Origin of the sequence: Comamonas sp. Tr-654 (assembly GCF_011752915.1) — a bacterium.
GTDB lineage: Bacteria > Pseudomonadota > Gammaproteobacteria > Burkholderiales > Burkholderiaceae_C > Comamonas.
The window spans coordinates 635,703-662,211 of the sequence record NZ_VWWQ01000003.1 but is presented as its reverse complement, the minus strand read 5'-3'; the positions used below and the strand labels follow the sequence as shown (position 1 = coordinate 662,211).

Genomic DNA, 26,509 nt, shown 5'->3' with positions numbered 1-26,509 from the left:
GCCGAGCCCGCATGACTAGAATTTGTCCGGTAACCCCTGAACATTTGTCACACCCGGCCTCGTCAGTCTGCAGGGGGGATAGCGGCGGCCGACACCTATGAGTCATGCGATGAGCACTGCATATCCCGATACCCAGCTTTTGATCGACGGTCAGTGGCAGGACGCTGCCAGCGGCAAGAAAATTGATGTGCGCAACCCGGCAAGCGGCGAGGTGATTGGCCGTGTGGCCCATGCCGATATCGCCGACCTGGACCGCGCACTGGCGGCGGCCGACAAGGGCTTTCAGGTCTGGCGCAAGGTGTCTGCCCATGAGCGCGGCGCCATCATGCGCCGTGCCGCAGCCCTGCTCAAGGAGCGTGCCGACGAGATCGCCGCGCTGCTGACGCAGGAGCAAGGTAAGCCGCTGGCCGAAGCCAAGGTGGAAATCATTGCCGGCGCCGGCATCATCGAATGGTTTGCCGACGAAGCTCTACGTGTCTATGGCCGCATCGTGCCTTCGCGTCGCCCCGAGCAGCAGCAGCTGGTGATCAAGGACCCCGTTGGCCCGGTCGCCGCCTTCACGCCCTGGAACTTCCCCGTCAACCAGATCGTGCGCAAGATCGGCGCGGCCCTGGCTTCGGGCTGCTCCTTCCTGGTCAAGGCACCCGAGGAGACTCCGGCCTCCCCTGCCGCCCTGCTCAAGTGCTTTGTCGATGCCGGCATTCCTGCCGGTGTAGTGGGCCTGGTCTATGGCAACCCCGCACAGATTTCCGAATATCTGATTGCCCACCCCGTGATCCGCAAGGTGACCTTCACGGGCTCCACGGCCGTGGGCAAGCAGCTGGCAGCTCTGGCCGGCCAGCACATGAAGCGTTCCACCATGGAACTCGGCGGTCATGCCCCCGTGATCGTGGCCGAGGATGCCGACGTGCAACTGGCCGTCAAGGCCGCCGGCGCAGCCAAGTTCCGCAACGCGGGCCAGGTCTGCATCTCGCCCACGCGCTTTCTGGTGCACAACAGCGTGCGCGAGGAGTTCACACGCGCCATGGTGGCCCATGCCGAGGCATTGAAGGTCGGCAACGGCCTGGAGCAGGGCACGCAGATGGGCCCGCTGGCCAATCCGCGTCGCGTGACCGCGCTGACCCAGCTGATCCAGAACGCCGAGCAAAGTGGCGCCAAGCTGATGACGGGCGGCGCATCCTTTGGCTCTGCCGGCAACTTCTTTGCGCCCACGGTGCTGGCCGACGTGCCTCTGACGGCCGATATCTTCAACCAGGAGCCTTTCGGCCCTGTGGCGGCGATTCGCGGCTTCGACAAGATCGAGGATGCCATTCAGGAGGCCAATCGCTTGTCCTATGGCCTGGCCGCCTATGCCTTTACGCGTTCGCTGAAGACGACGCACCTGCTGTCGCAGGATGTGGAAGCCGGCATGCTGTGGATCAACCAGCCTGCTCTGCCATCGGCCGAGCTGCCCTTTGGCGGCATCAAGGATTCGGGATACGGCTCCGAGGGCGGCCCGGAGGCGCTGGAAGCCTATCTGGTGGCCAAGGCCGTGGCGATCAGCTGTGTGTAACCCCTGAGGCGCTTTGCGCCTTCTCCCTTTCTCTATGCGCTGCGCGCGACGCCATCGCCGCGAGGCGGCGCGGCAGGCCGGGCTCTTGCTTGGCGTTTCCGAGATGGGACATGCTTGCTTTGAGGTTTCGCTCTGAGAAGCAAAAAGCCGCTGTGTTTGCAGCGGCTTTTTTCATGGGCGATGGTGCTCAGGCGATCTTGGCGGTACTGGCAAAAAACTGCTGATGCGCTTCAATGTCCTGGGCGGCCAGTCGCAGCTGCAGCGCCTGCTCGGGCTGGCGTTGCTGTATGCGCCGGGCCAGGCCTTGCAGCAGTGGCACGGCCCCGGCGGGAGCGCTGGGCAATTGCTGCAGTCTCTGCAGCGCGCTGCGCACACCGCGCAAGGTGCTTTCGGACAGGAGTAAATCCGCCTGCAACTGGTGCAGGATCAGCACGGCCTTGCCCACCCGCAGCGCGGCCAGACCGCAGTCGGCTGCGTCCTGCACGGCGGGTGCGCTGACTTTTTCGCAGGCGCGCACCAGGCGCAGCAGGCGGTGGTAGAGGCGGGCGCGCCACACGCGCACGTCGCGGGCGTGCACCGGGGCGGAAGCCATGTCCTGCAGCTCGTGAACCATCATGGCACGCAGGCCGTTGAGCCTGCCTTGCGCGGTGACGGGCAGGATGAAGCGATAGGCCGCCCAGCCGGCCAGCGGGCCGGTGACGATGGCAAACGCCATGGACAGCGAGTGGCCCACATCGAGCTGGTAGGGGAAGTGCGGCGACAGCGCCAGCAGGATCACCATATTGCAGTCGAACCCGTACAGCGTGGTGCGGCGGTGGCTGAGCAGCAGGGCGCCAATAAAGATGAAGGGCAGCATCATCAGCACCATCTGCAGCTGGCTGTTGGCAAATGGCCAGGCAAACCACTGGCAGGCCAGCGCCACGCCGGCACCCATGGCCTGGCCCAGAATCACAAAGCGCATGGTGAAGACCGGGTTCTCGAACGAGGAGAACACGGTGATCATCACCGACAGGCCCAGCAGCATGTAGGCGCCGCCATGCCAGCCTGTGATCACCCAGACCAGGCCGACCAGAAAGATGGCGCTGAAGGCCCGCAGCATGGCCCGGCGCGCGCCCACCCAGTCGCTGTGCAGGACCACGGGCAACTGGCGTGCGCGATGGTGGGCCGGCAGTCTCAGGTCGCTGGCGGCCACAAAATGGGCCTGCAGGGCCAGGCCGATATTGCCCAGGATTTCCTCTGCATGGCCCCAGCCAGAAGCGGCACTGCGGGCCGTGGCGATGGCGTCGATGGCGGCCAGCGGTGCAGGCTGGGTTTCCAGCAGCTTGGCGGCCTGCTCCAGCGCGGTCGTCATGATCCGGGCCTGCTCGGCCGTGAAGGCGGGGGTCAGGGTCTTGCCCGTGCTGTCGCGTAGCCAGAGCAGGGCCGAGATCTGGGTGTTGATGAGGCGGCGCAGCGCCCGCACGGCGCGGCGCGAGCGCTGCGAGCCGGCGGCATGCGGATCCAGCCCTTCCTCGATGGCGGCCATCACGGCCAGCCGCTCGGCCAGGTCCCTGGGGCTGAGGGCGCTATGGCCGCTGGCCGTGGCCTGTGCCGCATCGGCGATGTCGCGCAGCAGGCGGGCGCAGAGTCGTCGTACCCTGCCGTCACCGGGGATTTCGGCGCCCACGGGCGTGAACAGCCAGCCCACGACGAGGGCGGCGGCCACGCCGGTCAACGCGGTGAACAGGCGATCCCAGCCCAGCGCGTAGACATGGGCGGGGTTGCCGTTGTCCAGCAGGGCCACCATGGAGGCCGAATAGCCGGCCAGCATAGTGCCGTAGGAGGCAAAGCTGCGCTGCAGATTGCCCAGGCCCGCGCAGATACCAATCCACACCGCCAGCCCCGTGACCAGCCACAGCAGATCGCCATTGGCCACCAGTACCAGCACCACGCCGGCGGCCGTGCCGACCAGCGTGCCCGTGGTACGGAAAAAGCTTTTCTCCAGCAGCTGGCCGCGCAGCGGCTGGGAGGCGGCCCAGACTGTCATGCCCGCCCATTGCGGATGTTCCAGCCCCAGGGCCCAGGCCGCGAACACGGCAATACAGGCTGCAAAGGCCGTGCGCAGATGCTGGCGCAGGCGAGCGCTGTCAAAGCCCCATCGCGTGGCGCTCTCCAGCAGGCGGTCGTAGGCAGCCACGCTCATGCGCGCTCCTCTGTGTCGGGGTGGGCCTGGGCTGAGCGCTGCTCGTGCATCTGCTCGATACGGGCGCGAATCTTGTTGACGCCGTCCAGCATGGCCTCGACTTCGGAGTCCTCAAGGTCCTGCAGCAGACTGAGTTCTGCCTCGAGCATGGTGGCGCGGACATGGTCCACGGCGCCATGGCCTTCGGCAGTGAGGAAGATGCGCTTGCTGCGGCGGTCGGCCGCATCGGCGCGGCGCTCCACCCAGCCCTTGCCTTCGAGAATGTCCAGCAGGCGCACCAGGCTGGAGCCGTCCAGGCCCACGCGCTCGGCCAGCTCCTTTTGCGTCACGCCGTCACCCCAGGCGCGCAGATGCAGCAGCGGCGTCCAGGTGGCATCGGTCAGGCCGCTGGCGGCCAGCTGTTCTTCGACAAAACGCCGCCATTGGCGGGTCAGGGTGACCATGAGAAAGCCCAGGCGGTCGCGGGAGGGAGCATCGGCAAAAGACATGGCCGAATTTTGATGCTTGTTCAATTAATTTGCAATTCAAACTAATTGAGTCTGCATTGATATATAGGGTATTCCCTTGATGTTGTGCGGCATAAAAAAAGAGAGCGACAAGCGCTCTCTTTCAAAGGGTTTCAGACCTGTAAATGTTTTAGTTCTAATCCAGTCAGGCGATAGCAGCTATCAAAAAAGTGTAGGAATCCAGAGGTTCAATACCAGACCGGCGACCAGCAGCCAGACGAACAGCGCCAGGGCCAGAATCAGCGGCTTGGTGCCGGCAGCACGCACGGCGCGGATATGAGTGGTCAGTCCCAGGGCGGCCATGGCCAGGGCCAGCAGTGCGTTGTCAAGCTGAATGCCGACGCTGACCGCTTCCTTGGGCAGTACGCCCAGGGAGTTGACGCCGGCCATGGCCACGAAGCCCACGGCAAACCAGGGAATGGTGATCCGGTTGCCGGGCTGGCCGTCGTTCATGCCCAGGGCTCGTTCGCTGCGTGTCAGCCACATGGACAGCACCAGCAGGAAGGGCGCCAGCATCATCACGCGCACCATCTTGGCGATCACGGCCGTATCGGCGGCCTGGCTGCCGATGGCTTCGCCGGCGGCCACGACCTGGGCCACCTCATGTACGGTGGAGCCGACGAAAACGCCGTATTGCTGCATGCTGGTGTCTATCCAGCCGTACTCGGCATTCCAGTGGAACAGCGCCGGGTAGAGAAAGGTGCCGATGGTGCCGAACACCACCACGGTGGCCACGGCCACTGCCACGTCCTCCGCGCGGCCCTTGACCACGGGTTCGGTGGCCAGCACGGCGGCAGCGCCGCAGATGGAGGCGCCGGCCCCCACCAGCATGGTGGTGCGCTTGTCCATGCCCAGCAGCTTCTGGCCTATCCACTGCGCCAGCAAAAAGGTGCTGGACAGCACCAGCGCATCGATTACCACGCCGGCCATGCCGACCTGACCGATGTCCTGGAAGGTCAGGCGCAGACCATAGAGCACGATGCCGGTGCGCAGCAGGCGGGCCTTGGTGAAAGCGATGCCGCTGGCACACTGGCTGGCGATGGCCGGATAGATGGTGTTGCCGATCAGCAGACCGATGATGATGGCCAGCGTCAGCGCGCTCAGGCCGTTGTTCTTGATGGCCGGAAACTGTGCGGCCCAGGTGGCCACGGCAGCGATGGCACCTGCTAGCAGCAGGCCGGGAATCATCCCGCCGGTCTTGTGCATCCAGCCTTGCGAGGGTGCGGAGTTTTTCAGTGTTGTAGTGTTCATCGTGACCTTTCGCAGCAGGCAAGACAACAGGTCTGATTGCCGGCATGGAGGTCACTTTAGATTTCTTGGTTATATTTGTATAACTAATAGTTTTTGTAAGATCAACCTATAAAACAGGTAGATTGAGCTTTCTGGCGCCTGCAATTCGACTCAATCATTGGCTGGATGAGCCAGCGGTGGAATGGCCGGATGGCCGGTTTTCTGCGGGCAGGCAGGCGCTGCTGGCGAGCGAGCCTGTTGTCATCGATACGAATATACGAATCATCGTCATGCTGCACCTCACCTTGCGTCAGTTCGAGATCTTCTGCGCCGTGGCCCAAAGCGGGACCACGGTGGCGGCTGCAGAGGCCGTAGCGCTTTCCCAGTCGGCCACCAGTGCCGCGCTGCAGCAGCTGGAGCAAGGCCTGGGTGTGCAGCTGTTCGAGCGCGTGGGCAAGCGCCTGGTGCTCAACGATGCGGGGCGCGCGCTGCTGCCCCAGGCCCTGGGCGTGCTGGAGCAGGCCAGAGGCATAGAGCAGACGTTTTCCGCGCGTGCAGCCAATATGCCGGTGCGCCTGCGCGTGGCGGCCAGCACCACCATCGGCACCTATGCGCTGCCTGAAGTGCTGGCGCGACTGGCGCGCTCGCATCCGTTGGTGCGCGTGGATCTGCAGATAGCCAACACCCAGGAAGTGGGCGAAGCCGTGCTGGCCATGGAGGTGGACATGGGCCTGATCGAGGGCAGCAGCCACTGGCAGGGGCTGGAGGTCGAGCCCTGGCTGCGCGACGAACTGGTCATCGTGGCATCGCCGCAGGACCCGCTGGCCGATCAGGCGCGCAGCAAGCCGCTGGGCGTGGCAGCACTGCGCAAGGCGGCATGGCTGCTGCGCGAGGCGGGCTCGGGCACGCGCGAGATGGTCGAGCATGCGCTGCTGCCGCATCTGCACCAGCTGCCTGCGAGCGCCACGCTGGGCAGCTCCGAGGCGATTGCGCGCTGTGTCGAGCAGGGGCTGGGCATCAGCTGTCTGTCGCGCGTGCTGGTGCAGTCACAGTTGCAGGCGCGGGCGCTGGAGATTCTGCCCACCACCTTGCCGCGCATGTGGCGCAACTTCTCTCTGGTGCAGCGCGCCGGAAAGCGCCGCTCGCCTGCGCTGCAGGCCTTTGTCGATGCCTGCAAGGCCAGCGAACCGGCGCTGAGCGAGCCCTCGGTGCCTCCAATGTCAAACACGCTGTAGCGCCTGAATGACAGACGTCGACAGCTATGGTTTTCTTAACAATGATTTGCTTGCGACACCGGTTTTGCCTCTATATTGGGTAGACAAGTCGGGCGCGAGCTGTGCAGCGCCGGCTTTCTCAAGCAGGGAGGAACACCATGAAAACCATCGATGAAATGCTGCACCTGGACCTGCTCACCCACGAACAGCACCTGCAGATCAGCCACTGGATCGACGATGCGCAGTCCCCCGAGGCCATTTTGCAGATGCCTGCCGGACTCTGGCAGGCCGTGGAGCGCGCCAGCCAGGCCATGGGCGTGAACGAGGATTTGCTGCGCCCGCCCGCGCTGGACGCCGGCGGTCTGACTTTCAGTCAGTAGGTCGCAGGGCCTGGCTCTCGGTCAAAACCGCCTCAAACGCAGGCTGCATAAGCGCAGCCTGCTCTGATTTTCATTTCAGCGGGATAGTCGTTCCCTGGGGCACGGCTACGGCGGTGACGCTGTTCTGGGGCGAGCCCTCGATCACCCGGTCCGAGTAGGTCATATAGATCAGGGCGTTGCGCTTGGCATCCACCATACGCACCACACGCAGGCGCTTGAACAGCAGCGAGGTGCGCTCGGTAAACACTTCTTCCTGCTGCCTGAGCGGCGCGGGGAACTGGATGTTGCCCGTGGCCTGGCAGGAAATAGACGCTTCCGAGCGATCCTCGGCCAGGCCCAGGCCGCCCTTGATGCCGCCGGTCTTGGCACGCGAGACATAGCAGGTCACACCCGGCACCTTGGGGTCGTCATAGGCATCGACCACGATTTTGTGATCCGGGCCAATCCACTTGAAGACGGTATCCACGGCGCCTATCTGTTCGGCATGGCTCATGCCGACAAAGGCCATGGTTCCTACGGTGGCGGCCGCAACGGCCAGAACGGCGGAGAGCAATTTCATGGTGGTACGCATAGGTTGACTAGGGTTAACCCTTGAATTCTGGCAGGGCATTGTGCCTCGGACGTGAGACCGGAAGCCGGCCTGAAGACAATACCGGCTGCTGCAGAGCTTTCTGTATTGCATCACGGTTTGCCCCGGCCTGCTGGCGGGCGCCGGCAGTTGAGACGCTGCCACAGGCATGACACAGCGCATGCCGGACTTCCGAACTCCCTCTTTGATCAGCGACTGCCCCTCGGGCGGTGGCTTCATGCAAGCGCCGCATCCGCCGGATGTGGCCGTTATCTATGTCGGTGAATGTTTCCGCGCCCGGTCTGAGCGCTTCCTCCCTGCTGTTGATGGCACTGGCCTGTGGCCTGTGCGCGGGCGGCAATTATTTCAATCAGCCACTGCTGCACTCGATTGCCTCTCATTTCTCGGTCAGCGAGTCGGCGGCCGCGACCAGTGTGACGCTGGCCCAGGTCGCCTATGCGGCAGGCCTTTTGCTGCTCGCTCCGCTGGGGGACAAGCTGCAGCGCCGCGGCCTGGCGGTGAGCCTGATGCTGCTGGCGGCCCTGGGGCCGGCGCTGTGCGGTCTGGCGGGCCAGTTCGATCGGTTTTTGCTGGGCACGCTGATGGCCGGTCTGTTCTCGGTTGCGGCCCAGGTGCTGGTGCCCATGGCGGCGGCACTGGCCCAGCCGGGGCAAAGCGGGCGGGCCGTGGGCTGGGTCATGAGCGGTCTGCTGCTGGGCATCTTGCTGGCCCGCAGCGTGGCCGGCATGGTCTCGGAGGCCTGGGGCTGGCAGGCCGTCTACCAGGGCGCTGCGCTGGTGATGGCCGTGGTGGCACTGTGGCTGTGGAAGGCGCTGCCGGCATCGCGCAACCCCAGTCCTGTCAGTTATCCACAGGTGCTCAGAAGCATGTGGCATCTGCTGCGCAGCCAGCCGGGTCTGCGCCAGCGTACCCTGGTCAGCGCGCTGGCGTTCGCCTCGGTCAGCGTGCTGTTCTCGACCATGGCGCTGCAGTTGTCCAGCGGCCCCCTGGGCCTGGATGACGGGCAGATCGGCCTGATCGGTCTGGCCGGCGCGGCAGGAGCCCTGGTGGCCACACAGGCGGGGAGGCTGGTGGACAAGGGCCTGGGCCGCGTGAGCTGCGCCATCGGGGCGCTGGCCCTGCTACTGTCCTGGCCCCTGCTGTGGGTGGGCGGAGCGCATCTGGGCTGGTTCGTGCTGGGCATGGTGGTGATCGATCTGGGTCTGCAATGCCTGAACATCACCAACCAGGCCACGGTGGCCCAGTTGCTGCCCGCAGCGCGCGGCCGCATGAATGCTGTCTATATGACGGGCTATTTCACGGGCGCGGCAGCGGGCTCGGCGCTGGGGACTCTCGCCTGGCGCATTGACGGCTGGCAAGGTGCCTGCGTGCTGGGCCTGGCCCTGGCGCTGCTGGCGTGCCTGGGCACTTTCAGGATGCGCAAGACCCATGGCCTGGTGGCCAGGCTGGCCTAGAGCCGTTGGGGTCTATAGATCCCAGCGCAGGGAGGCGCTAAAGGTTCTTTGCGGATAGGGATGGAAGTTCCAGTACTTGGCATTGTTGGCGTTGTCTATGCCGAAGGCTGCCGATAGCTGTCTGTCGATCTGATAGCGGGCCCGCAGATCGACGCTGAAGTACTGGCTGGCACCCATATAGGTGTCGGCATGGACATCGCTGTTGTCCAGATTCGAGTACTGGCGCCCGCTGTAGCGCGCCGCCACCGTCAGGGCCCAGCGTTCATCGGGCTTGTAGGTGGCCCAGGCCGTGGCACGCCAGCGCGGCACGCGGGGCTGCCATTTGCCCACGCTGGCAGGGTTGGCGGCATTGGCCGTGATGCGCGAGTTGGCCCAGGTCAGGCTGCCGCCCAGGTCCAGCCCGCGAATCCACACCGACTGCGCCGAGTAAGCCAGCTCCAGCCCCGAGGTACGGACCTGATCCACGTTCTGCACCGCAGAGATGGTGGTGCCGGGAATCAGCTGGCTGTAGAGTGCATCGCGCGTGCGTTCATGGAACCAGGTGGCGCGTAGCAGGCCATTGCCCAGATCCTGCTCGGCCGTCAGCTCGCCCGTCCAGGACTTTTCGGGTTTCAGATTCGGGTCGTTGATAAAGGACAGCGCCCCGCCAGAGGTCGCGCCATACAGCTCGCCCACCGTGGGAAAGCGCACGGCACGGCCCAGCGAGGCCTTGAGCGTGGTGTTGCGGGCCAGTTGGTAGGCCAGCGCGGCCTTGGGCGAGAAATGCGATTCGCTGCGCTGGGCGTAATTCAGCTGGCTGCTGGCCGTGGCGGTATGGCCCTGGCTGGCCGTCCAGTCCTCCCAGCGCAGACCCAGCACGGCCTTCCAGTCCCTGGCCAGCTGCCAGCTGTCCTGTGCCCAGGCATAGCGGGTCTCGGCCCTGCCGCCGACCTGGCTGACGATGGACTGCTCGTTGGCCGGGCCGGACTGCCAGTCGCCAACCACGTTGTATTTGCTGATGTTGAGCTTGTAGGCATCGCGGCCCAGGCCGAAGTCCACGATATGTGTGCCCTGCAGGCCCAGTATGTCGTTCTGTCGCCATGTGCCCTTGGCGGCCAGCGTGTTCCAGCCCGTGCCGTCCTGATCCTGCAGCGTGCCCTTGCCACCCAGATTGGCAGCTGGCTGGGCTACGGTGGGCACGCGCTGCTGATCCTTGCCGTAGTCGTAGAGGCTGGCGCTGAGCTCCCAGTCGAACTCGCCCTGGGTATGGCTTTTGAGCGAGACGCCATGCATGGTGTGGGTCTGCTGGTCCTGGCTCAGTCCGAAGGCGGTGTCGGCCAGCTTGTAGGTCTTGCCGTCGATATTGATGTTGCCGCTGTACACCGGCTGGCCGTCCGGCCCGCGCAGATAGGTCTCGGAGCTGCCTCTGGCGCTGTTCTGCCACCAGCCCAGCGTGTAGCTGGCGCGCAGCGTAGGCGTGATGTCATAGGCCAGCTTGATCTTGGCGTGATCCTGCCGGGTGCGGTACTGCGTGCCCGCACCCAGGATGTACCAGGGCTGATTGGTGGTGTTGAGCCCGGCAATCGCACCCGTCACAGGCGTGCCGGCACCGCCCACCACGCCGGCGGACTGCAGCACGGTGGGGAAGGTCATGGGCTGGCCCTGGCTGTCGCTGCGACTCAGATTGATCCAGTACGACCAGTCCCCGCTTCTGCTGCCTATGGAGGCGCTGGTATTCCAGCTGCGGTAATGGCCGCTGCTCCCCAGCACGTCGGCGCTCTGGCGGGCATAGCCGGCGGCCACATGGGCTTCGAGCTTGTCGGGCATGCGCGTCACATAGTCCACTACGGCACCGGCGGAGTTGCCGGGGTAGGCGGCCGAGAACGGACCGTACATGACATCGACACGCTCGATCTCCTCGGGCGTCACCAGGCCCCAGCGCGGCGCGTAATTGCTGCCGTTGGCAATGCCATTGCCCAGATAGTTGGACAGCAGAATGCCGTCGGCATAGACGGCCGAGCGCGCGCTATTGCCGGTGCCCGAAGCCCGCGTGGAGAGGATGGCATGGTTGTAGTCGCCGGCATAGCGCTTGCGCACCAGCAGGCTGGGCAGGTATTTGAGCGCGTCCTCGCTATCGGTAGCATTGATGCGGGTCTCGATCTCCTCCCGCGTGATGCCTTCGATGGTGGTCGGAATCTGCGTAGGCAGCGAGCTGGGCTGGCCGCCGTTGACGGTGACCACGCCCAGTGTCTTGGAGCGCTCAGGCAGGTCGGCGGAGTCGGTTGAAGTCTGGGCCAGGCACGGCCATGCTATACCACTGACCACCAGTGGCAGAAAAATCTGTTTCATGAATGCTTACCTTGGGACGTGGTTGTCCCTATGAATCTGATAGCGGCCAGCGCAGATCAAGACTGCGCTAGAGCCCGAAATAGTTCAGAGGTAAGCGGGAGGCGGCCCGCGCGCAGGCAGAGGCGCGGCGGTGATGGCGGCGATGCGCGCCCGCTCCACGGGCTGCAGCGCATGCCACAGCGGCGACTCGGTAGGGGGCGTCAGTTGAAGCGCGGGCGGAGGCGGTGCTGCATGGGGCAGACACATGGGGCAATCCAGATGACCAGCACCCAGGGCACTGCCGCCGTCTTCGCCCTTGACGATCAGCTTGACCGCGCCAGTGCTGGTGCAGATCAGCTCAAACCCCTGAGACTGAATCAGCGGAGCGGCTGCCGCCACCCCCATGGACAGCGCTAGCCATGCCAGCACGCACCGGCCCAGCAGGCAGGTGGCTATGCGGTGAAGCTGTTGCAAGGTCATGGGGTGGGCGCTGCGAATATGCGTCCGCATCATACGTCGTCTGCCGCCTCAGACCATGCGTGAAAACCGCCGCGCAAGGCCTGCCGCAGGTGCAAAGTGCTGTGACTTCAAATACAAAACCCGGCGCAAGGCCGGGTCCGAAAAACTGTCACGCCCTATGTGAGAGACTGCAAGCAAGCGCCTGGGCGGCCCCGCCGCCGCGCGCGAGGGCCGCCCCAGCGAGGCTGTCGTCCCCCTCGTGAGGGGGAAGGCGCGTCAGCGCCTCAGGGGGGCGCTGTTAGGGGGTCACTGCCCATTCACATGCTTGCGCAGATGCTCCAGCGCCTCCTCCACCTGATCCACCAGCACCAGGCACAGGTCGCCGGGTTGCAGGCGGGCCAGTGCATGGTCGATGGCGAGAAACTCGCCATGGATCTCAGTGCTGTAGCTGGTGCGGGGTGCGCCTTCCAGACCCTTTTTCAGCAGGGCCAGCACCTCGCCATCCACGCGGCCACGCTGGCAGGCGTCCTGATAGAGCACCACTTCGTCGAACACCTTGCCCAGAATCTGGGTCTGTTCGGTGATGTCCTGGTCGCGGCGGTCGCCGGCGCCCGAGATCACCACGCTGCGGCGCTTGGCAGGCATGGCTTCCACGGCCTGGGACAGCGCGCGAATGGCGTCCGGGTTGTGGCCGTAGTCGGCAATGATGGTGGCGCCCTTGTAATCCATCACGTTGAAGCGGGCAGGGGCGTTGTCGCTGTCGTTGAGGAAGCCGGCCAGACCGCGGCGGATGGTCTGCCAGGGCAGGCCGGCCGCCCAGGCGGCGCCGATGGAGGCCATCACGTTCTCCACCTGGAAGGTGATGGTGCCGTTACGGGTCAGCGGAATGTCGCGCAGCGCGATGCTCTCGCGCCAGGACCCTTCAGCGGCCACGATGGCGTCGCCATCGACATAGACCACGCGGCTGCCCTGGGCACGGTGCGTTGCCATGACGGGGTGGTGGCGGTCGGCGGCAAAGAAGATGACCTTGCCGGGGCAAACATGGGCCATGGCCGCGACCAGCGGATCGGCGGCGTTGAGCACGGCATAGCCCGTGGGCGCCACGTTTTGCACGATGACGCGCTTGAGCACGCCGACATCTTCCTTGGTGGTGATGAAGTTCAGACCCAGATGGTCGCCTTCGCCCACATTGGTGACCACGGCGACCTGGCAGCGGTCAAAGCCCAGGCCTTCGCGCAAGATGCCGCCGCGTGCGCATTCCAGCACGGCCGCATCGGTTTCGGGATGGGCCAGGGCGTTGCGTGCACTCTTGGGGCCGGAGCAGTCGCCGCTGTCGATCTGGCGGCCGTTGACGTACACGCCGTCGGTGTTGGTCATGGCGGTGCGCCAGCCATGCGAGGTGAACAGATGGGCGATCACTCGCGTGGTCGTGGTCTTGCCGTTGGTGCCGGTGACGGCGACCAGGGGGATGCGGCCGTCGTCGCCGGGCGCGAACAGCTCGTCCACCATGGGCACGCCCACATTGCGGGGGCGGCCGAAGGAGGGGGCCAGATGCATGCGCAGGCCGGGGGCGGCATTGACTTCCACGATGCCGCCGCTTTGCTCTTCAAGGGGCTTGAGCATGGTTTCGCAGACCACGTCCACGCCGCAGATATGCAGACCGATGGTCTGCGCGGCTTCGATGGCCCGGGCAGCGATTTCGGGATGCACGTCATCGGTCACATCGGTGGCGCTGCCCCCGGTGGACAGATTGGCGTTGTTGCGCAGCACCACGCGCTGGCCCTGGGCGGGCACGCTGTCAGGCGTCAGGCCTTCGCTGGCGATGCGGGCGATGGCGATATCGTCCAGGCGTACCTTGGTCAATGCCGTGCCGTGGCCGGAGCCGCGGCGGGGGTCCTGGTTGACGATGTTCACCAGCTCGCGGATGGTGTGCTGGCCGTCGCCCAGCACCTGGGGTGGTTCGCGGCGGGCGGCAGCCACCAGCTGGCCGCCGACGACCAGCATGCGGAAGTCATGGCCGGGCAAAAAGCGCTCGACGAGGATTTCGTCGCCAAATTCGCTGGCGGTCTTGTAAGCGGCTTCCAGACCTTCGCGGGTGGTGATGTTCACCACCACGCCCTTGCCCTGGTTGCCGTCCTGGGGTTTGACCACCACGGGCAGTCCCACTTCCAGGGCCACGGCCCAGGCGTCCTCCACGTCGGCGACGGGGCGGCCCATGGGCACGGGCACGCCGGCTGCGTGCAGCAGGCGCTTGGTCAGGTCCTTGTCCTGCGCAATGGATTCGGCCACGGCGCTGGTGGAGTCGATCTCGGCGGCCTGGAAGCGGCGTGCACGCGACCCCCAGCCCAGCTGCACCAGCGAACCGGTGGTCAGGCGACGGAAGGGAATGCCGCGTGCCACGGCGGCATCGACGATGGCACCGGTCGAGGGGCCGATACGGTCGTCCTCGTCCATCTCGCGCAGTTCGGCAATCGTGGCGTCGGCATCGAAGGGGGTGTCGTTCAATGCGGCCTGAATCAGGGCCTCGGCACGCTCCATGGCCAGCTTGCCCACGGATTCTTCGGTGTACTCGACCACCACCTGGAAGGTGCCGTGCTCCACGGTCTCATGGGTGCGGCTGAAGGTGACGGGGCAGCCTGCCTGGGCCTGCAGCGACAGGGCGGCAACTTCCAGCACATGGGCCAGCGACAGGCGCTGGTCCGCGCCATGGGGCTGCAGCGTACCGATGGTGGGGAAACGCGCCCGCAGCTTTTCTTCAAAGCCGGGCATGGCGGTGTACAGCAGCTCGCTGTCTTCACAGTGCACGATGGCTTCGATGGCGGTGCTGCGGGTCCAGAGGTTGGGGCCGCGCAAGGCTCGGTTGCGAGTGATCTGCATAGTGTTTCTTTCAGCTGAATTTCAAGCTTTTCTTGGTCTGACGCTTGTGTGGCAAGTGTCAGCAGCTATATCTGTTGAAGCGTTTTATGGGGCAATCAAGCCTGGTACTCAAAGGTCTTGATGCCGGCGCCGATCAGCTCGGGCGTGATGTCCAGCGCCCAGGCGGTGGCAATCGCGGCCAGCAGCGCGCTGGTGTCGGGGCGCTTGCCACCGGCCAGGGACAGCGCCTCCAGCGTGCCCAGCACACGTTCCTGGGTGCCGGTGGCCAGCACCACGTTGTGGCCCTTGAGGAAGACGGCGCGGCCGCCTTCATGACGGGCTTCGGTGTTGGCGCGGTGGGCGGCGACAAAATCGTTGTCGGCACCGGTGGCGTACAGAATGACTTCGCCGTCGCAGAGCTCGGCCAGATCTGCCACTTCGGGCAGGTCGGCGTTGAGCACGCCCGCGCCTTCGTCCAGAACCACGTCGATCTGGGTGCGCATCACGCGGCGCATCTGGCCGGGCTCCAGCACATCGTGATCGGCCAGCTGCTCATAGCCGTCCATGTCGGTGACCACGCCGACCAGGCAGCGGTCATAGGCCAGACCTTCTTCCAGGATGGAACGGGCTGTGGTCTGGATGACGGCGGCCTCGGCCAGACGGTTGGTCAGCAGGCGATGGGCACCGGCCCAGTTGGCGGTATTGGTCTTTTGAGTATGGCGATTGGCGAGGAACATGCCTTCGTCGCTGGCCACGCCGGTCAGCTTGCCCGACAGCTGCAGCAGCCAGCCGACCAGACGCGAGATGAAGGCGTTGTTGCGCGTGCCAACGATGCCGACCACGGGGATGCGACCGGCGCCGGCACCGTCTTCGCGGGGGAAGAGGTGGTCGGCAATGGCCATGCCCACGGGACGCGGTGCGCCGCTGGTGGGCTTGAGGTGCATCAGCAGGCCGGGGCCGGCGTTGACTTCAAGAATCGCACCCTGGCCCTGCATGGGCTTGGAGACATCCTGCAGGATCATGTCCATGCCGGCGATGTCGAGGCCAACGATCTTGGCGGCCAGCACGGCGTAGTAGGCCACGTCGGGGTGTACCTCGTCGAGGCAGTCGATGGCCATATTGCCGTTGCGCTGCAGCAGCACGCTCTGGCCCTGCGGAATCACGCTGTCGGGCGTCACATGCTGGCGGTTGAGTTCCAGCTTCACGGCGCCGGCATCCAGATTGATCCAGTCCAGCGGGTATTCCTGCTCGGGGCCGCGGCGCGGGTCCTGATTCAGCACTTCCACCAGTTCGCGCAGCGTGGCGTTGCCATTGCCGTAGACGGAAACCGTCTCACCCTTGGTGGCTGCCACCACCTTGCCGCCCACGACCAGCAGGCGGTGCTCCACGCCGTCGATGAATTTCTCGACGATCACGTCCGAGCCTTCGGGCTGGGCCAGTGCAAACGCGGCCTTGATGTCTGCTTCCTTGGACAGCTCCAGGGTCACGCCACGGGCATGGTTGCCGTCCGAGGGCTTGACGGTCACAGGAAAGCCGATGTCCTGCGCCACTTCCCAGGCTTCTTCGGGCGAGGCCACGATCTGGCCTTCGGGCACGGGCACGCCACAGGCGGCCAGCAGGCGCTTGGTGAAGTCCTTGTCCTGGGCGATGCCTTCGGCGATGGCGCTGGTCTGGTCGGACTCTGCCGTCCAGATGCGGCGCTGCGCCGCGCCATAACCCAGCTGCACCAGATTGCCGTCGTTCAGGCGGATATGGGGGATGCGGCGCTCGCTGGCGGCATCGACGATGCAGCCGGTCGAGGGGCCCAGATAACGGTCGTTGATGGCCGTCTTGATGGCATGCACGGCGGGCTTGAGGTCGAACGGCTCGTCATTGATGGCCGCCATCAGCAGCTTGTGCCCATGCTCCAGTGCCACGCGGGCCACGGCCTCCTCGGGGCAGCGGAACACCATGCGGTACACGCCGCGCTTGGAGATTTCCCGGGTCTGACCGAATTCGGCGGGCATGCCGGCCAGATTCAGCAATTCGATGATGACATGCTCCATCACATGACCCATCCAGGTGCCGCCTTCCAGGCGCTGGATGAAGCCACCGCGCTCGCCGACGCCGCAGGTGTGCTCGATCAGGTCGGGCAACCAGCTGGTCAGGCGCTCGTTGAGGCCGGGGATCTTGTTGGACGGATAGTCTTCCAGCTCTCCCAGATCCAGCCAGACCTCCAGTACCGGGCGGTAGGTCCAGACACTGGGGCCACGCAGGAAAGTTGTGCGCAAGAGTTGGATGTCGTTGAATTTCGCCATGTTGATCAGCGGATAGGAATGAGGAGAGCAGGTTTTCTTAAACTCCTGCCCCTGATAGGTTGGCATTGTGCGCCCAGAATCTGCATTGTGAAGCTTGTCAGCCTAAATGCAGGTTCGCGCGTTAACCAGGGTGTATCGGACGTCAGGCGCAGCCATATTCACCATGCCGAAGCGGTTGCCCGCATGACTCTTGGAGCCGCCATCGGCGGAGAAAAATAACTCAACATGCAACATCACCATACTGTGGACGCCTCGGCAGTCTTTGCCGGCCCCCTGGGGGGCGAGCTACGAGCAAGACTCGCTGAACATGAAAACGTATTAGCCGTCGTCCCGGTTGACCTGAGTGCGGATTTGCAGTTTGGCAGCGGCCTGCTGGCCCTGACCCAGGAGCGTTTGCTGGCCTGCGATCCCCAGACCCGGCAGTGGCGTGAATGGGCTCTGAGCGTGGAGCAGAGCCTGCGCCTGCAGGACCATGGCGGCGTGGGCAATCTGGAGCTGCATGACCCTCGCGAGCGTCTGGCGCACTGGCTCATCACCCTGAAGCACCAGACCGCCATGCTGCAGTTGATGCAGCAGTTCGACCGCCAGCGCGAGCGCATCGCGCGCCAGGAGGTCTACAGCGCGGTCAGCGACGAGGATGTCCCGCATTGCCCGGTCTGCCACACGGCTCTGCCGCCCGATACCGAAGAATGCCCGGCCTGCGCACGCCAGCAGGCACCTCAGACCTCGACCTGGGTGCTGCTGCGCCTGTGGCGCTTTGCCAAGCCCTATCAGGGCCAGCTGCTGCTGGGCTTCCTGCTGACCGTGGCCAGCACGGGCGCGCAACTGGTGGCGCCTTATCTGACCATCCCGCTGATGGACAAGATCCTGATTCCGTTCCAGAACGGCGAAAAGATCAACCGGGATCTGGTTTTCTTCTATCTGGGCATGCTGCTGGTGTCGGCGCTGCTGGCCTGGGCGCTGGGCTGGGCGCGCACCTTCGTGCTGGCCAAGGTGTCCGAGCGCATAGGCTCCAACCTGCGCACAACCACCTACAACCACTTGCTGAACCTGTCGGTGGACTACTACGGCAGCAAGCGCACGGGGGACTTGATGGCGCGCATCGGTGCTGAAACCGATCGTATCAATCTCTTTCTTTCGTTAAATGCCCTGGATTTTGCGACCGATGTGATGATGATCGTGATGACCTCGGCCATCCTGTTCTCCATCAACCCCTGGCTGGCGCTGGTCACGCTCGTGCCGCTGCCCTTCATCGCCTGGATGATCCATACCGTGCGCGACCGCCTGCGCACCGGCTTCGAGAAGATAGACCGTGTCTGGTCCGAGGTAACCAATGTGCTGGCCGACACCATTCCCGGCATCCGCGTGGTCAAGGCCTTTGCCCAGGAAAAGCGTGAAGCCGACCGCTTTGCCGACGCCAACCTGATCAATCTCCAGGCCAACGACAAGGTCAACAAGACCTGGTCGCTGTTCACCCCCACGGTGACGCTGCTGACCGAGGTCGGCATTCTGGTGGTCTGGGGCTTCGGCATCTATCTGGTGGCCGGCGGCTCCATCACCGTCGGTGTGCTGACGGCCTTTATCGCCTATATCGGCCGTTTCTATACCCGCCTGGATTCGATGAGCCGCATTGTCTCGGTCACGCAGAAGGCGGCGGCCGGTGCCAAGCGCATCTTCGACATCCTCGACCATGTGAGCAATGTGCCCGAGCCCAGCAATCCCGTGAAGCTGCCTGGCAAGGCCAAGGGTGCCATCACCATGGAGGATGTCGGCTTTCGCTACGGCAGCCGCGCCGTCATCAAGCATCTGAACCTGCAGATCAAGCCCGGCGAGATGATCGGCCTGGTCGGTCACAGCGGCTCGGGCAAGAGCACCCTGGTGAATCTGATCTGCCGCTTCTACGACGTCTCCGAGGGCTCCATCCAGCTCGACGGCGTGGACGTGCGCCGCATGTCCGTGTCCGACTACCGCAGCAATATCGGCCTGGTGCTGCAGGAGCCCTTCCTGTTCTTCGGCACGATTGCCGAGAACATTGCCTATGGCAAGCCCGACGCCACGCGCGAGGAAATCGTGGCCGCGGCGCGTGCCGCCCATGCCCACGAATTCATCCTGCGCCTGCCCCACGGCTATGACTCCCTGGTCGGCGAGCGCGGCCAGGGCCTGTCGGGTGGTGAGCGCCAGCGTATCTCCATCGCGCGTGCGCTGCTGATCGATCCGCGCATCCTGATCCTTGATGAAGCCACCTCGGCCGTGGATACCGAGACCGAAAAGGAAATCCAGAAGGCACTGGACAACCTGGTGCAGGGTCGCACCACGATCGCCATTGCCCACCGTCTGTCCACCTTGCGCAAGGCCGACCGTCTGGTGGTCATGGATCGTGGCGAGATCGTCGAAGTGGGCCCGCACGACGAGCTGATGGACCTCAAGGGTCATTACTTCCGCCTGTACGACGCGCAGGCGCGCCGTGCCGAAGAGGATGCGCAAGCGGCCGGCTTGAAGTTGCAGACCAAGGAACCCCAATGATCGAAGCTCCCCAATCCAATCTGAACGGCATGCAGCTGGTGCGCAACGCCCATGGCCGTCTGGTGCTGACCCTGGGCAACGGCCTGGTCTACGAAGCGGTGGTTCCCGTGCGTGCATTTCCGATTGCCGCGCCTGCCGAAGGGCTGTCGCTGATCGCCGCCGATGGCAAGGAAGCGTTGTGGGTGGCTCGCATGGCCGACCTGCAGCCCGAGCATCGCCAGCTGATCGAGCAGGACCTGGCGGTGCGGGAGTTCGTGCCGACCATCGAGCGCATCCTCAAGGTCTCCAGCTTTTCCACCCCCAGCACCTGGGAGCTGCAGACGGATCGTGGTTTGACGCAGATGGTGCTCAAGGCCGAAGAAGACATCCGCAAGCTGGCCGGTCGCACCAGACTGCAGATCACGGGCCAGGACGGCGTGCAATATCGGATTCCCGACAGCACTCGGCTGGACAGGCATTCGCGCAAGCTGCTGGAGCGTTTTCTGTAAGCTGTGCAGCGCGACTATTTCAAGGGCCTTGCCTCATCGCGAGGCCTTTTTTGTATCAAATTGCGCAGCAGTGCTTGATATACATAGACTAATAGCTATCAAATTAGGATTGAAAATAATCCTACAGTTTTCTCAAGCGTGGCCGATAACAGGGCGAGATAGCTGTTTTTCCGCCTGCACCTTTTTACTGCCGAGGGCCAAGCCATGCAAATTCCACCTCTAGACCGGACACAGACGCCCTGGCGTACCCAGGGTGCGGATTTGTACTCCACAGGGGCTTCGGGCGCGGCGCCGGTGCGCCCCGTAAATGCCGTGAATGCTCCAGAGTCTGTGGACAAGATCGGCGAGGGCCGCACTGTGCGTGAACCCGAGAAGCCATCGGCTCCCGATACCGAGAACCGCGACTGGACCCTGGCCGAGGAGATCAAGCAAAAAGAAGAGGTGGAGGAGCCGCCCAAGGAGCCCATCTCCAAGCAGCTGATCGAGTTCATCCAGTCCATGTGGCGCGCCAGCGCCCAGGCGGTGGAACAGGCGCAGGAAACCAGCAAGTCGGAGGATCTGCTGCAGAGCAAGCAGCAGGCGCGCAATGAGCCGCTGACTTATTCCGAGCCCCGGGTCAAGCGCAGCGGCAACGCCAAGTAAGGCGCTTGCTTTGATTTTGAGAGCTGATTGCGCTTGATATTCAAGCGCTTCAGCTATTTTTGCGCTTTATTTGCTTTCAGGGCCTGCGCTATCAGCTTCTGATTTGTGAGCATCGTCCTTGGCCGGCGCCGCAGCCACGGCTTCGGCGGCCTTGGCCTTTTCACGCGCAGCACGGTATTTGACGGCAAAGGCGCGCACTTCCTCATAGGTGACGAAGCCGTCCTTGTTGGTGTCGGTTTCGTCAAAGGCGGCGGCCAGCTTGGGGATGATGGCTACTTCCTTGCGGCTGAGCTTGCCATCCTGATTGAAGTCCAGCATCTTGAATTGCTGCTGGGCCTTGATCTCTCCCTTGGAGAGCTGGGTTCCCTGTCTTTCCCCGATCTTGTCGCCGGCGGTCTCCTCGGCGCGCACCGTGGGCAGCAGCAATACGGCGCTGGTCAGCAGCACGCCCATGGCGGTCTTCATGACCGAGCTGCTGCGGGCGACGATGGGGTGGTTCTTGGCTTTTGACATAACAGTACAGATGAGGGCCATGACGGCATTCTCAACCTCCGGCCCGCCGCACTTTCAAAGTTTTGCATTCGCTTGCCGGACTTTGCCAAGCTTTACGTAGGCAGCGCGGCCTTGTCATGGGCAATGCCGCTGCGCACATGGCCCGAGGGAACATGTCCGGCCGCATTGCGCACATGGCCGGTCTGGTCGTCGAAGAAGAAGTCGGGCTCGAACTCACGCAGAAACCCGCCCTTGGCCAGTCCGCCGAGGAACATGGCTTCATCGACATCGATCTTCCAGTCCATCAGCGTATTGAGCGCACGCTCATGGGCCGGGGCGCTGCGCGCAGTGACCAGGGCCGTGCGCACGCGCATGCCGGCCACATCGGCTTGCTGCAGCCGGTGCAAGGCGGCCAGCAGGGGCTTGAACGGGCCTTCGGGCAGCGGCTGGGCGGCTTTTTCCAGCTCATGCCGCTGGAATGCCTCCAGGCCCTGGGCCTGGAAGATGCGCTCGGCCTCGTCGGAAAACAGCACGGCATCGCCGTCGAAAGCGATGCGCACTTCACGCGGATGGCTGCTGCTGGCGCGCATGGAGTCGGTGAACACATGGGCGGCCGGGTAGCCCAGCTGCAGTGCCTGGGTCACGTCATCGGCATTCGCCGACAGAAACAGCTGGGCTCCCAGCGGGCGCAGATAGCCGAAAGGGTCACGTCCCTGCGTGAAAACGCCGCGCTGTATGGAGTGCAGGCCGTGGGCCTTGGCCGAGCGGAAGACGCGCATGCCGCTGACGGGGTCGTTGCGCGAGAGCAGCACCACCTCCACATGCTGCTGTCCTTCGGTGTTGAAGGCCAGAAGCTTCTTGACCAGCGAGAAGGCAACGCCCGGTGCGGCAGGCACGTCCAGCCGCTCGCGCTGCAGGCGCAGATAGCTCGCCGGGTCGCTGTCCTCGAAGAGGCGGTTTTCCTCCTCAAAATCGAACAGGGCTCGCGAGGAGATGGCGACGACGAGCTTGTCGTTCAGGGTCATGGCCATGGCGGTACGGCTTTGAGCGAATGTGCAGACAGGCTTCGATCATACGCAGGCCGCCGCACCCTCACCAGTTGGCTTCGCGCTCTGGCGTGGCACTGATGTGGTGGATGGACAGATCGGCCCCGTCAAACTCCTGCTCCTGGCTCAGGCGCAGGCCCATGGTTTTCTTGAGCAGGCCGTAGACCAGCAGGCCGCCCAGCGCGGCCCAGGCCACGCCCATCAGCGTGCCTATGAGCTGGGCCAGCGGATGCACGCCGCCAAGCCCGCCCAGTGCCTGCGTGCCGAAGATGCCGGCCGCAATGCCGCCCCAGGCGCCGCACAGACCGTGCAGCGGCCACACGCCCAGCACGTCGTCGATCTTCCATTTGTTCTGCGTCAGCGTGAACATGAAGACAAAGATGGCGCCGGCGGCAGCCCCCACGACCAGTGCCCCCAAAGGGTGCATCAGATCCGAGCCCGCGCAGACGGCGACCAGACCGGCCAGCGGGCCGTTATGCACAAAACCCGGGTCGTTCTTGCCCACCGCCAGGGCGGCCAGCGTGCCGCCCACCATGGCCATCAGCGAGTTCACGGCGACCAGACCCGAGATCTTGTCCAGACTCTGGGCACTCATCACATTGAAGCCGAACCAGCCCACGATCAGAATCCAGGCGCCCAGCGCCAGGAAGGGAATGCTGGAGGGCGGTGTGGCGGCAATCGCCCCGCCCTGGCGGTAGCGATTGCGGCGCGGGCCCAGCAGCAGCACGGCTCCAAGGGCGATCCAGCCGCCCACGGCGTGAACGACCACGCTGCCGGCAAAGTCATGGAACTCGGAGCCGGTCAGCGCCTTGATCCAGGCCTGGACGCCGAAATGCTGGTTCCAGGCAATGCCCTCGAAGAAGGGGTAGATCAGGCCCACGATCATGGCCGTGGCGATCAGCTGGGGCCAGAACTTGGCGCGCTCGGCAATGCCGCCCGAGATGATGGCGGGAATGGCGGCCGCGAAGGTCAGCAAAAAGAAGAACTTGACCAGGCCGTAGCCGTTGAGTGCCGTCAGCTGCTCGGCACCCACGAAAAAGTGCGTGCCATAGGCCACGCCATAGCCGAGAGCGAAATAGACCACGGTGGAGACCGAGAAGTCGACCAGGATCTTGACCAGGGCATTGACCTGGTTCTTGCGGCGCACGGTGCCCAGCTCCAGAAAGGCGAAACCGGCGTGCATGGCCAGGACCATGACGGCGCCCATCAAAATGAACAGGGCATCCGCGCCCTGTTTTAGTGCTTGCATGAAAACGCTCCAGCTGAAATTTGCTATTTATTGGTGCGAAATTGCGGAAAAAACCCGCAATGCACTAAAAGAAAGCAAGAATTGCGCCAAGCTAGAGTGGGTGCTTCCGCACCGGCACAGGCCTGTCAGGCCTATTTGACGAACTGGTTGAGCTGGATGATGGGCATGAGCACGGCCAGCACGATGAGCATGACCACCAGCCCCATGACGACGATGAGCAGGGGCTCCAAAATCGTGGCCAGGTGCATGGCACGGCGCTGGACCTCGGTGGACAGCTGGGTGGCGGCGCGCTGCAGCATCAGCGGCAACTGGCCCGTCTGTTCGCCCAGTCGGGCGAACATGGCGACCAGACCCGGAAAGCGCTTTTTCTGCGCCAGGGCGGAGGCCAGCGGCGCGCCTTCACGCACCAGTACCAGCGCATCCATGGCATCGGCGCGCAGGGCGCGGTTGTTCAGTGTCTCGGCGGCGGCCTGCAAGGCCTTGAGAATGGGCACGCCCGCTCCGGCCAGCATGGCCAGGGTACCGGCAAAGCGCGCCGCGTTATAGCTGCGCGAGAGCCGGCCTATCAGCGGCAGATGCAGCCACTGGGCATCGAAGCGCTCGCGAAATGCCTCGTTTTTGAGCGCCAGCCGAAAACCCACGGCAGCCAGCAGCAGCACGACCAGCATGAACCAGCCATAGCTGCGCACAAAGTCGCTGATGCCGAGCATGACCACAGTGAGAAACGGCAGTGCACGCTTGGTGCCGGCAAACACGCCGGCCACCTGCGGCACCACATAGCTGACCAGGAAGATCACGATGACGATGGCCACCAGCGTCACGATGGCCGGATACAGCGAGGCGCCGATGAGCTTGGACTGCAATGCCTGACGCGCCTCCAGGTCGTCGGCCAAGTTTTCCAGCACCGGGCCCAGGCTGCCGCTGGACTCGCCGGCGCCGATCACGGCGCAGAAGATGTCGGAGAACTCGCGTGGATGCTGCTCCAGCGCCTTTGCAAAGCTGGAGCCGGCATTGACCTCGGCCCTCAGCGCCGCGACCAGCTGATGCTGGCGTTCGTCCTCGGCTTCCTCGGCCAGCGCGGCTAGTGCGCGTTCTATGGGCAGGCCGGAGCTGACCAGCCCCGAGAGCTGGCGGGTCCATACCGCGAGGCTGGTGGAGTTGAAGACCGGGCGCGTGAGCCAGCCGGATGCGCCTGTCCGCCCCCGGCCCTGGCCTGCGGCGACGGGTTCGACCTGCAGCGGCACCAGGGCCTGGCTGCGCAGCTGGCTGCGCGCGGCACGGGCGTTGTCGGCTTCCAGGGTGCCCTTGCGGGTCTGGCCCTGGGCATCCAGGGCTTCAAAGGTAAAGGCAGGCATGCGCGAATCGATCTGACAGTGACGGTTTAGTGCCGATGGTAGCGACTAATGATGTCAGCCCTTCGGCATTTGAGAGAGCGGACCCGGCTTGATGCAGGTCATGACTGCCGCGGTCGAGCTCGGCACAATGGTCTGCCGATTCAAGAACGGGAGGTTTCGATGCTCAAGGACAAGGTTGCATTGGTGACGGGAGCTGCATCCGGCATAGGCCGCTGTGTGGCACTGACATGGGCCAGGGAAGGCGCGCGTGTGGTGCTGGCCGACCTCAACGAGGAGCAGGGCCAGGAGACAGCTGCCCTGGTGCGCGAGCTGGGTGCCGAGGCCCTGTATCTGCGCGCCGACGCCGGAAGCCCGGCGGATCACGAGGCGCTGGTGGCCTTGACCATGCGCCACTTCGGCCGCCTGGATGCGGCCTGCAACAACGCCGGCATCGGCGGCGTCAGCGCGCCCACCGCCGACTATCCGCTGGATGCCTGGGAGCAGGTGCTGCGCGTCAATCTCTCGGGCGTCTTCTATGCCTGCAAATACCAGATCGCCGCCATGCTGCAGGGTGGCGGCGGCTCCATCATCAACATGGCGTCCATCCTCGGTGCCGTGGGCTTTGCCAACTCTGCGGCCTATACGGCCGCCAAGCATGGCGTGCTGGGTCTGACCAAGGCCGCCGCGCTCGAATATTCAGCCCTGGGAGTGCGCGTCAATGCCGTGGGGCCGGGCTTTATCCAGACCCCCATGATCAGCGGTCTGGAGCAGGACCCTGCCACGCATGCGGCGCTGGTGGCGGCCCATCCCATGGGGCGCCTGGGTCAGCCCGAGGAGATTGCCGAGCTGGTGGCCTGGCTGGCCAGCGACCGCGCGTCGTTTGTGACGGGTGCTTATTACCCGGTCGACGGCGGTTACTTGGCGCGTTGAGTGGTTTGCAGCGGTTTGCTATAGGTTTTGATGGCCTTGCGCCCGACTGGCAGGCGCTGCAGGCCAAAATCTTTAAACGACCGGCGCCATGGCGGCGGCTTGCATATCGCCGTCGATCTCGTCGGCGCGCACCGAGGCTGCACGCTGCAGCAGCGGCGTGGCATAGGCCTCGAATTCGGGCCGTTTGGGCAAGCTGCCGTCCATCATGCTCCAGCCGATATAACTGGCCAGATACAGATCGGCGGCCGTGAAGTGGTCGCCGCAGACATAGCGCTTGCCGGCCACTGCATGCAGCAAGGTGTTCAGCACATCGTCAAAGCGGCCAAAGCCCGCGCTTATGGCCTGCTGATGCGTTTGCGATGTCAGCCAGCCTTCGTTGCGGGCGGTTGTGACGGCCTCCACCGGCCCGGCGACAAAGAACAGCCAGCGAAAGTAACTGGCGCGCTCCGGGCTGCCCATCGCCGGGGCCAGTCGTTTCTCGGGGAAAAGCTCGGCCAGATAGGCGAGGATGGCTCCGGTCTCGGTGACCACGGCATCGCCATGCTGCAGCGCCGGGACCTTGCCCATGGGATTGATGGACAGGTACTCGGGCGACTTCATCTCGGGCCCGAATTCCAGCTCAACGGTTTCATAGTCGGCACCGCATTCCTCCAGCATCCAGCGCACCATGCGGGCGCGTGATCTGGGGTTGCTGAAAAAGCGCAGCTTGGGCTGTTGAGGTGTGGACATTGCGGCTCTCCTTGGCGGGTTGTTGTGACATGGCAAAAACGCCATGCAGC

Annotated in this window: 21 protein-coding genes; 8 read left to right on the top strand and 13 right to left on the bottom strand. The window is 64.5% G+C overall.

Annotated features, from left to right (window positions below; all coding sequences use genetic code 11):
* The first annotated feature begins 109 nt into the window (after positions 1-109).
* Positions 110-1,552 (top strand): NAD-dependent succinate-semialdehyde dehydrogenase, encoded by a 1,443-nt coding sequence (locus tag F3J24_RS12730; protein ID WP_167006640.1) that lies wholly within the window; start codon positions 110-112, stop codon positions 1,550-1,552.
* 187 nt (positions 1,553-1,739) lie between these two features.
* On the opposite strand, the gene F3J24_RS12725 is transcribed toward F3J24_RS12730, so the two are convergent.
* The 3 genes from F3J24_RS12725 to F3J24_RS12715 all read right to left on the bottom strand — a co-directional run bounded on the left by F3J24_RS12725 (position 1,740) and on the right by F3J24_RS12715 (position 5,491).
* A complete protein-coding gene (locus tag F3J24_RS12725; RefSeq protein WP_167006638.1) occupies positions 1,740-3,734 on the bottom strand; it encodes an FUSC family protein in 1,995 nt (664 codons plus the stop codon).
* Complete coding sequence (locus tag F3J24_RS12720; RefSeq protein WP_167006636.1) at positions 3,731-4,222, bottom strand: MarR family winged helix-turn-helix transcriptional regulator; 492 nt, start codon at positions 4,220-4,222, stop codon at positions 3,731-3,733. Before F3J24_RS12720 ends, F3J24_RS12725 begins: the two co-directional genes overlap by 4 nt.
* A gap of 180 nt (positions 4,223-4,402) precedes the next feature.
* The gene (locus F3J24_RS12715; RefSeq protein WP_167006634.1) at positions 4,403-5,491 is read right to left on the bottom strand and encodes a YeiH family protein; all 1,089 of its coding nucleotides are present in this window, start codon (positions 5,489-5,491) and stop codon (positions 4,403-4,405) included.
* 269 nt (positions 5,492-5,760) lie between these two features.
* Here F3J24_RS12715 and F3J24_RS12710 point away from each other — a divergent pair, with 269 nt between their 5' ends.
* Together F3J24_RS12710 and F3J24_RS12705 are read left to right on the top strand one after the other, a co-directional pair.
* Positions 5,761-6,705, top strand: coding sequence for a LysR family transcriptional regulator (locus tag F3J24_RS12710; RefSeq protein WP_167006632.1), 945 nt, complete (start codon positions 5,761-5,763; stop codon positions 6,703-6,705).
* Positions 6,706-6,842: 137 nt separating this feature from the next.
* Entirely contained in the window at positions 6,843-7,064 is a 222-nt protein-coding gene (locus F3J24_RS12705; protein WP_003058848.1) for a hypothetical protein, read from the top strand.
* 70 nt (positions 7,065-7,134) lie between these two features.
* Here the strand turns inward: F3J24_RS12705 and F3J24_RS12700 are convergent, their stop codons facing one another.
* Complete coding sequence (locus F3J24_RS12700; protein WP_167006630.1) at positions 7,135-7,635, bottom strand: CreA family protein; 501 nt, start codon at positions 7,633-7,635, stop codon at positions 7,135-7,137.
* Between the two features lie 272 nt (positions 7,636-7,907).
* On the opposite strand from F3J24_RS12700, the gene F3J24_RS12695 reads away from it, so the two are divergent.
* Complete coding sequence (locus tag F3J24_RS12695) at positions 7,908-9,107, top strand: MFS transporter (RefSeq protein WP_167006627.1); 1,200 nt, start codon at positions 7,908-7,910, stop codon at positions 9,105-9,107.
* A 12-nt stretch (positions 9,108-9,119) separates the two neighbouring features.
* Here F3J24_RS12695 and F3J24_RS12690 read toward each other — a convergent pair whose 3' ends face one another.
* From F3J24_RS12690 to cphA (F3J24_RS12675), 4 genes are all read right to left on the bottom strand, one after another.
* On the bottom strand, positions 9,120-11,435 hold the full coding sequence (locus F3J24_RS12690; protein WP_167006624.1) for a TonB-dependent receptor: 2,316 nt from the start codon (positions 11,433-11,435) through the stop codon (positions 9,120-9,122).
* 84 nt (positions 11,436-11,519) lie between these two features.
* Positions 11,520-11,894, bottom strand: a complete 375-nt coding sequence (locus F3J24_RS12685) for a DUF2946 family protein (RefSeq protein WP_167006621.1) — start codon at positions 11,892-11,894, stop codon at positions 11,520-11,522.
* Positions 11,895-12,179: 285 nt separating this feature from the next.
* Positions 12,180-14,750 carry a cyanophycin synthetase gene (gene cphA / locus F3J24_RS12680; RefSeq protein WP_167006617.1) on the bottom strand — a complete coding sequence of 857 codons (2,571 nt, stop codon included), beginning with the start codon at positions 14,748-14,750 and terminating at the stop codon, positions 12,180-12,182.
* 95 nt (positions 14,751-14,845) lie between these two features.
* On the bottom strand, positions 14,846-17,026 hold the full coding sequence (gene cphA, locus F3J24_RS12675) for a cyanophycin synthetase (RefSeq protein WP_167006614.1): 2,181 nt from the start codon (positions 17,024-17,026) through the stop codon (positions 14,846-14,848).
* A 225-nt stretch (positions 17,027-17,251) separates the two neighbouring features.
* Here cphA (F3J24_RS12675) and F3J24_RS12670 point away from each other — a divergent pair, with 225 nt between their 5' ends.
* The 3 genes from F3J24_RS12670 (at position 17,252) to F3J24_RS12660 (ending at position 20,679) form a co-directional block, all read left to right on the top strand.
* Complete coding sequence (locus tag F3J24_RS12670) at positions 17,252-19,549, top strand: ABC transporter ATP-binding protein (RefSeq protein ID WP_167006611.1); 2,298 nt, start codon at positions 17,252-17,254, stop codon at positions 19,547-19,549.
* On the top strand, positions 19,546-20,037 hold the full coding sequence (locus F3J24_RS12665; protein WP_167006608.1) for a DUF1854 domain-containing protein: 492 nt from the start codon (positions 19,546-19,548) through the stop codon (positions 20,035-20,037). The genes F3J24_RS12670 and F3J24_RS12665 overlap by 4 nt, the downstream gene beginning before the upstream one ends.
* A 204-nt stretch (positions 20,038-20,241) precedes the next feature.
* Positions 20,242-20,679, top strand: a complete 438-nt coding sequence (locus F3J24_RS12660; RefSeq protein ID WP_167006605.1) for a hypothetical protein — start codon at positions 20,242-20,244, stop codon at positions 20,677-20,679.
* A 66-nt stretch (positions 20,680-20,745) separates the two neighbouring features.
* On the opposite strand, the gene F3J24_RS12655 is transcribed toward F3J24_RS12660, so the two are convergent.
* From F3J24_RS12655 to gspF, 4 genes are all read right to left on the bottom strand, one after another.
* Positions 20,746-21,213 (bottom strand): EF-hand domain-containing protein, encoded by a 468-nt coding sequence (locus F3J24_RS12655; protein WP_167006602.1) that lies wholly within the window; start codon positions 21,211-21,213, stop codon positions 20,746-20,748.
* Positions 21,214-21,284: 71 nt separating this feature from the next.
* The gene (locus tag F3J24_RS12650; protein ID WP_167006599.1) at positions 21,285-22,202 is read right to left on the bottom strand and encodes a 5'-nucleotidase; all 918 of its coding nucleotides are present in this window, start codon (positions 22,200-22,202) and stop codon (positions 21,285-21,287) included.
* 61 nt (positions 22,203-22,263) lie between these two features.
* On the bottom strand, positions 22,264-23,466 hold the full coding sequence (locus F3J24_RS12645) for an ammonium transporter (protein ID WP_167006596.1): 1,203 nt from the start codon (positions 23,464-23,466) through the stop codon (positions 22,264-22,266).
* A gap of 131 nt (positions 23,467-23,597) precedes the next feature.
* A complete protein-coding gene (gspF, locus tag F3J24_RS12640; RefSeq protein ID WP_167006592.1) occupies positions 23,598-24,821 on the bottom strand; it encodes a type II secretion system inner membrane protein GspF in 1,224 nt (407 codons plus the stop codon).
* 159 nt (positions 24,822-24,980) lie between these two features.
* Between gspF and F3J24_RS12635 the strand changes: the two genes are divergently transcribed.
* Entirely contained in the window at positions 24,981-25,730 is a 750-nt protein-coding gene (locus tag F3J24_RS12635) for an SDR family NAD(P)-dependent oxidoreductase (RefSeq protein ID WP_167006589.1), read from the top strand.
* A gap of 72 nt (positions 25,731-25,802) precedes the next feature.
* On the opposite strand, the gene F3J24_RS12630 is transcribed toward F3J24_RS12635, so the two are convergent.
* Complete coding sequence (locus F3J24_RS12630) at positions 25,803-26,459, bottom strand: glutathione S-transferase family protein (RefSeq protein ID WP_167006586.1); 657 nt, start codon at positions 26,457-26,459, stop codon at positions 25,803-25,805.
* Positions 26,460-26,509 lie beyond the last annotated feature (50 nt).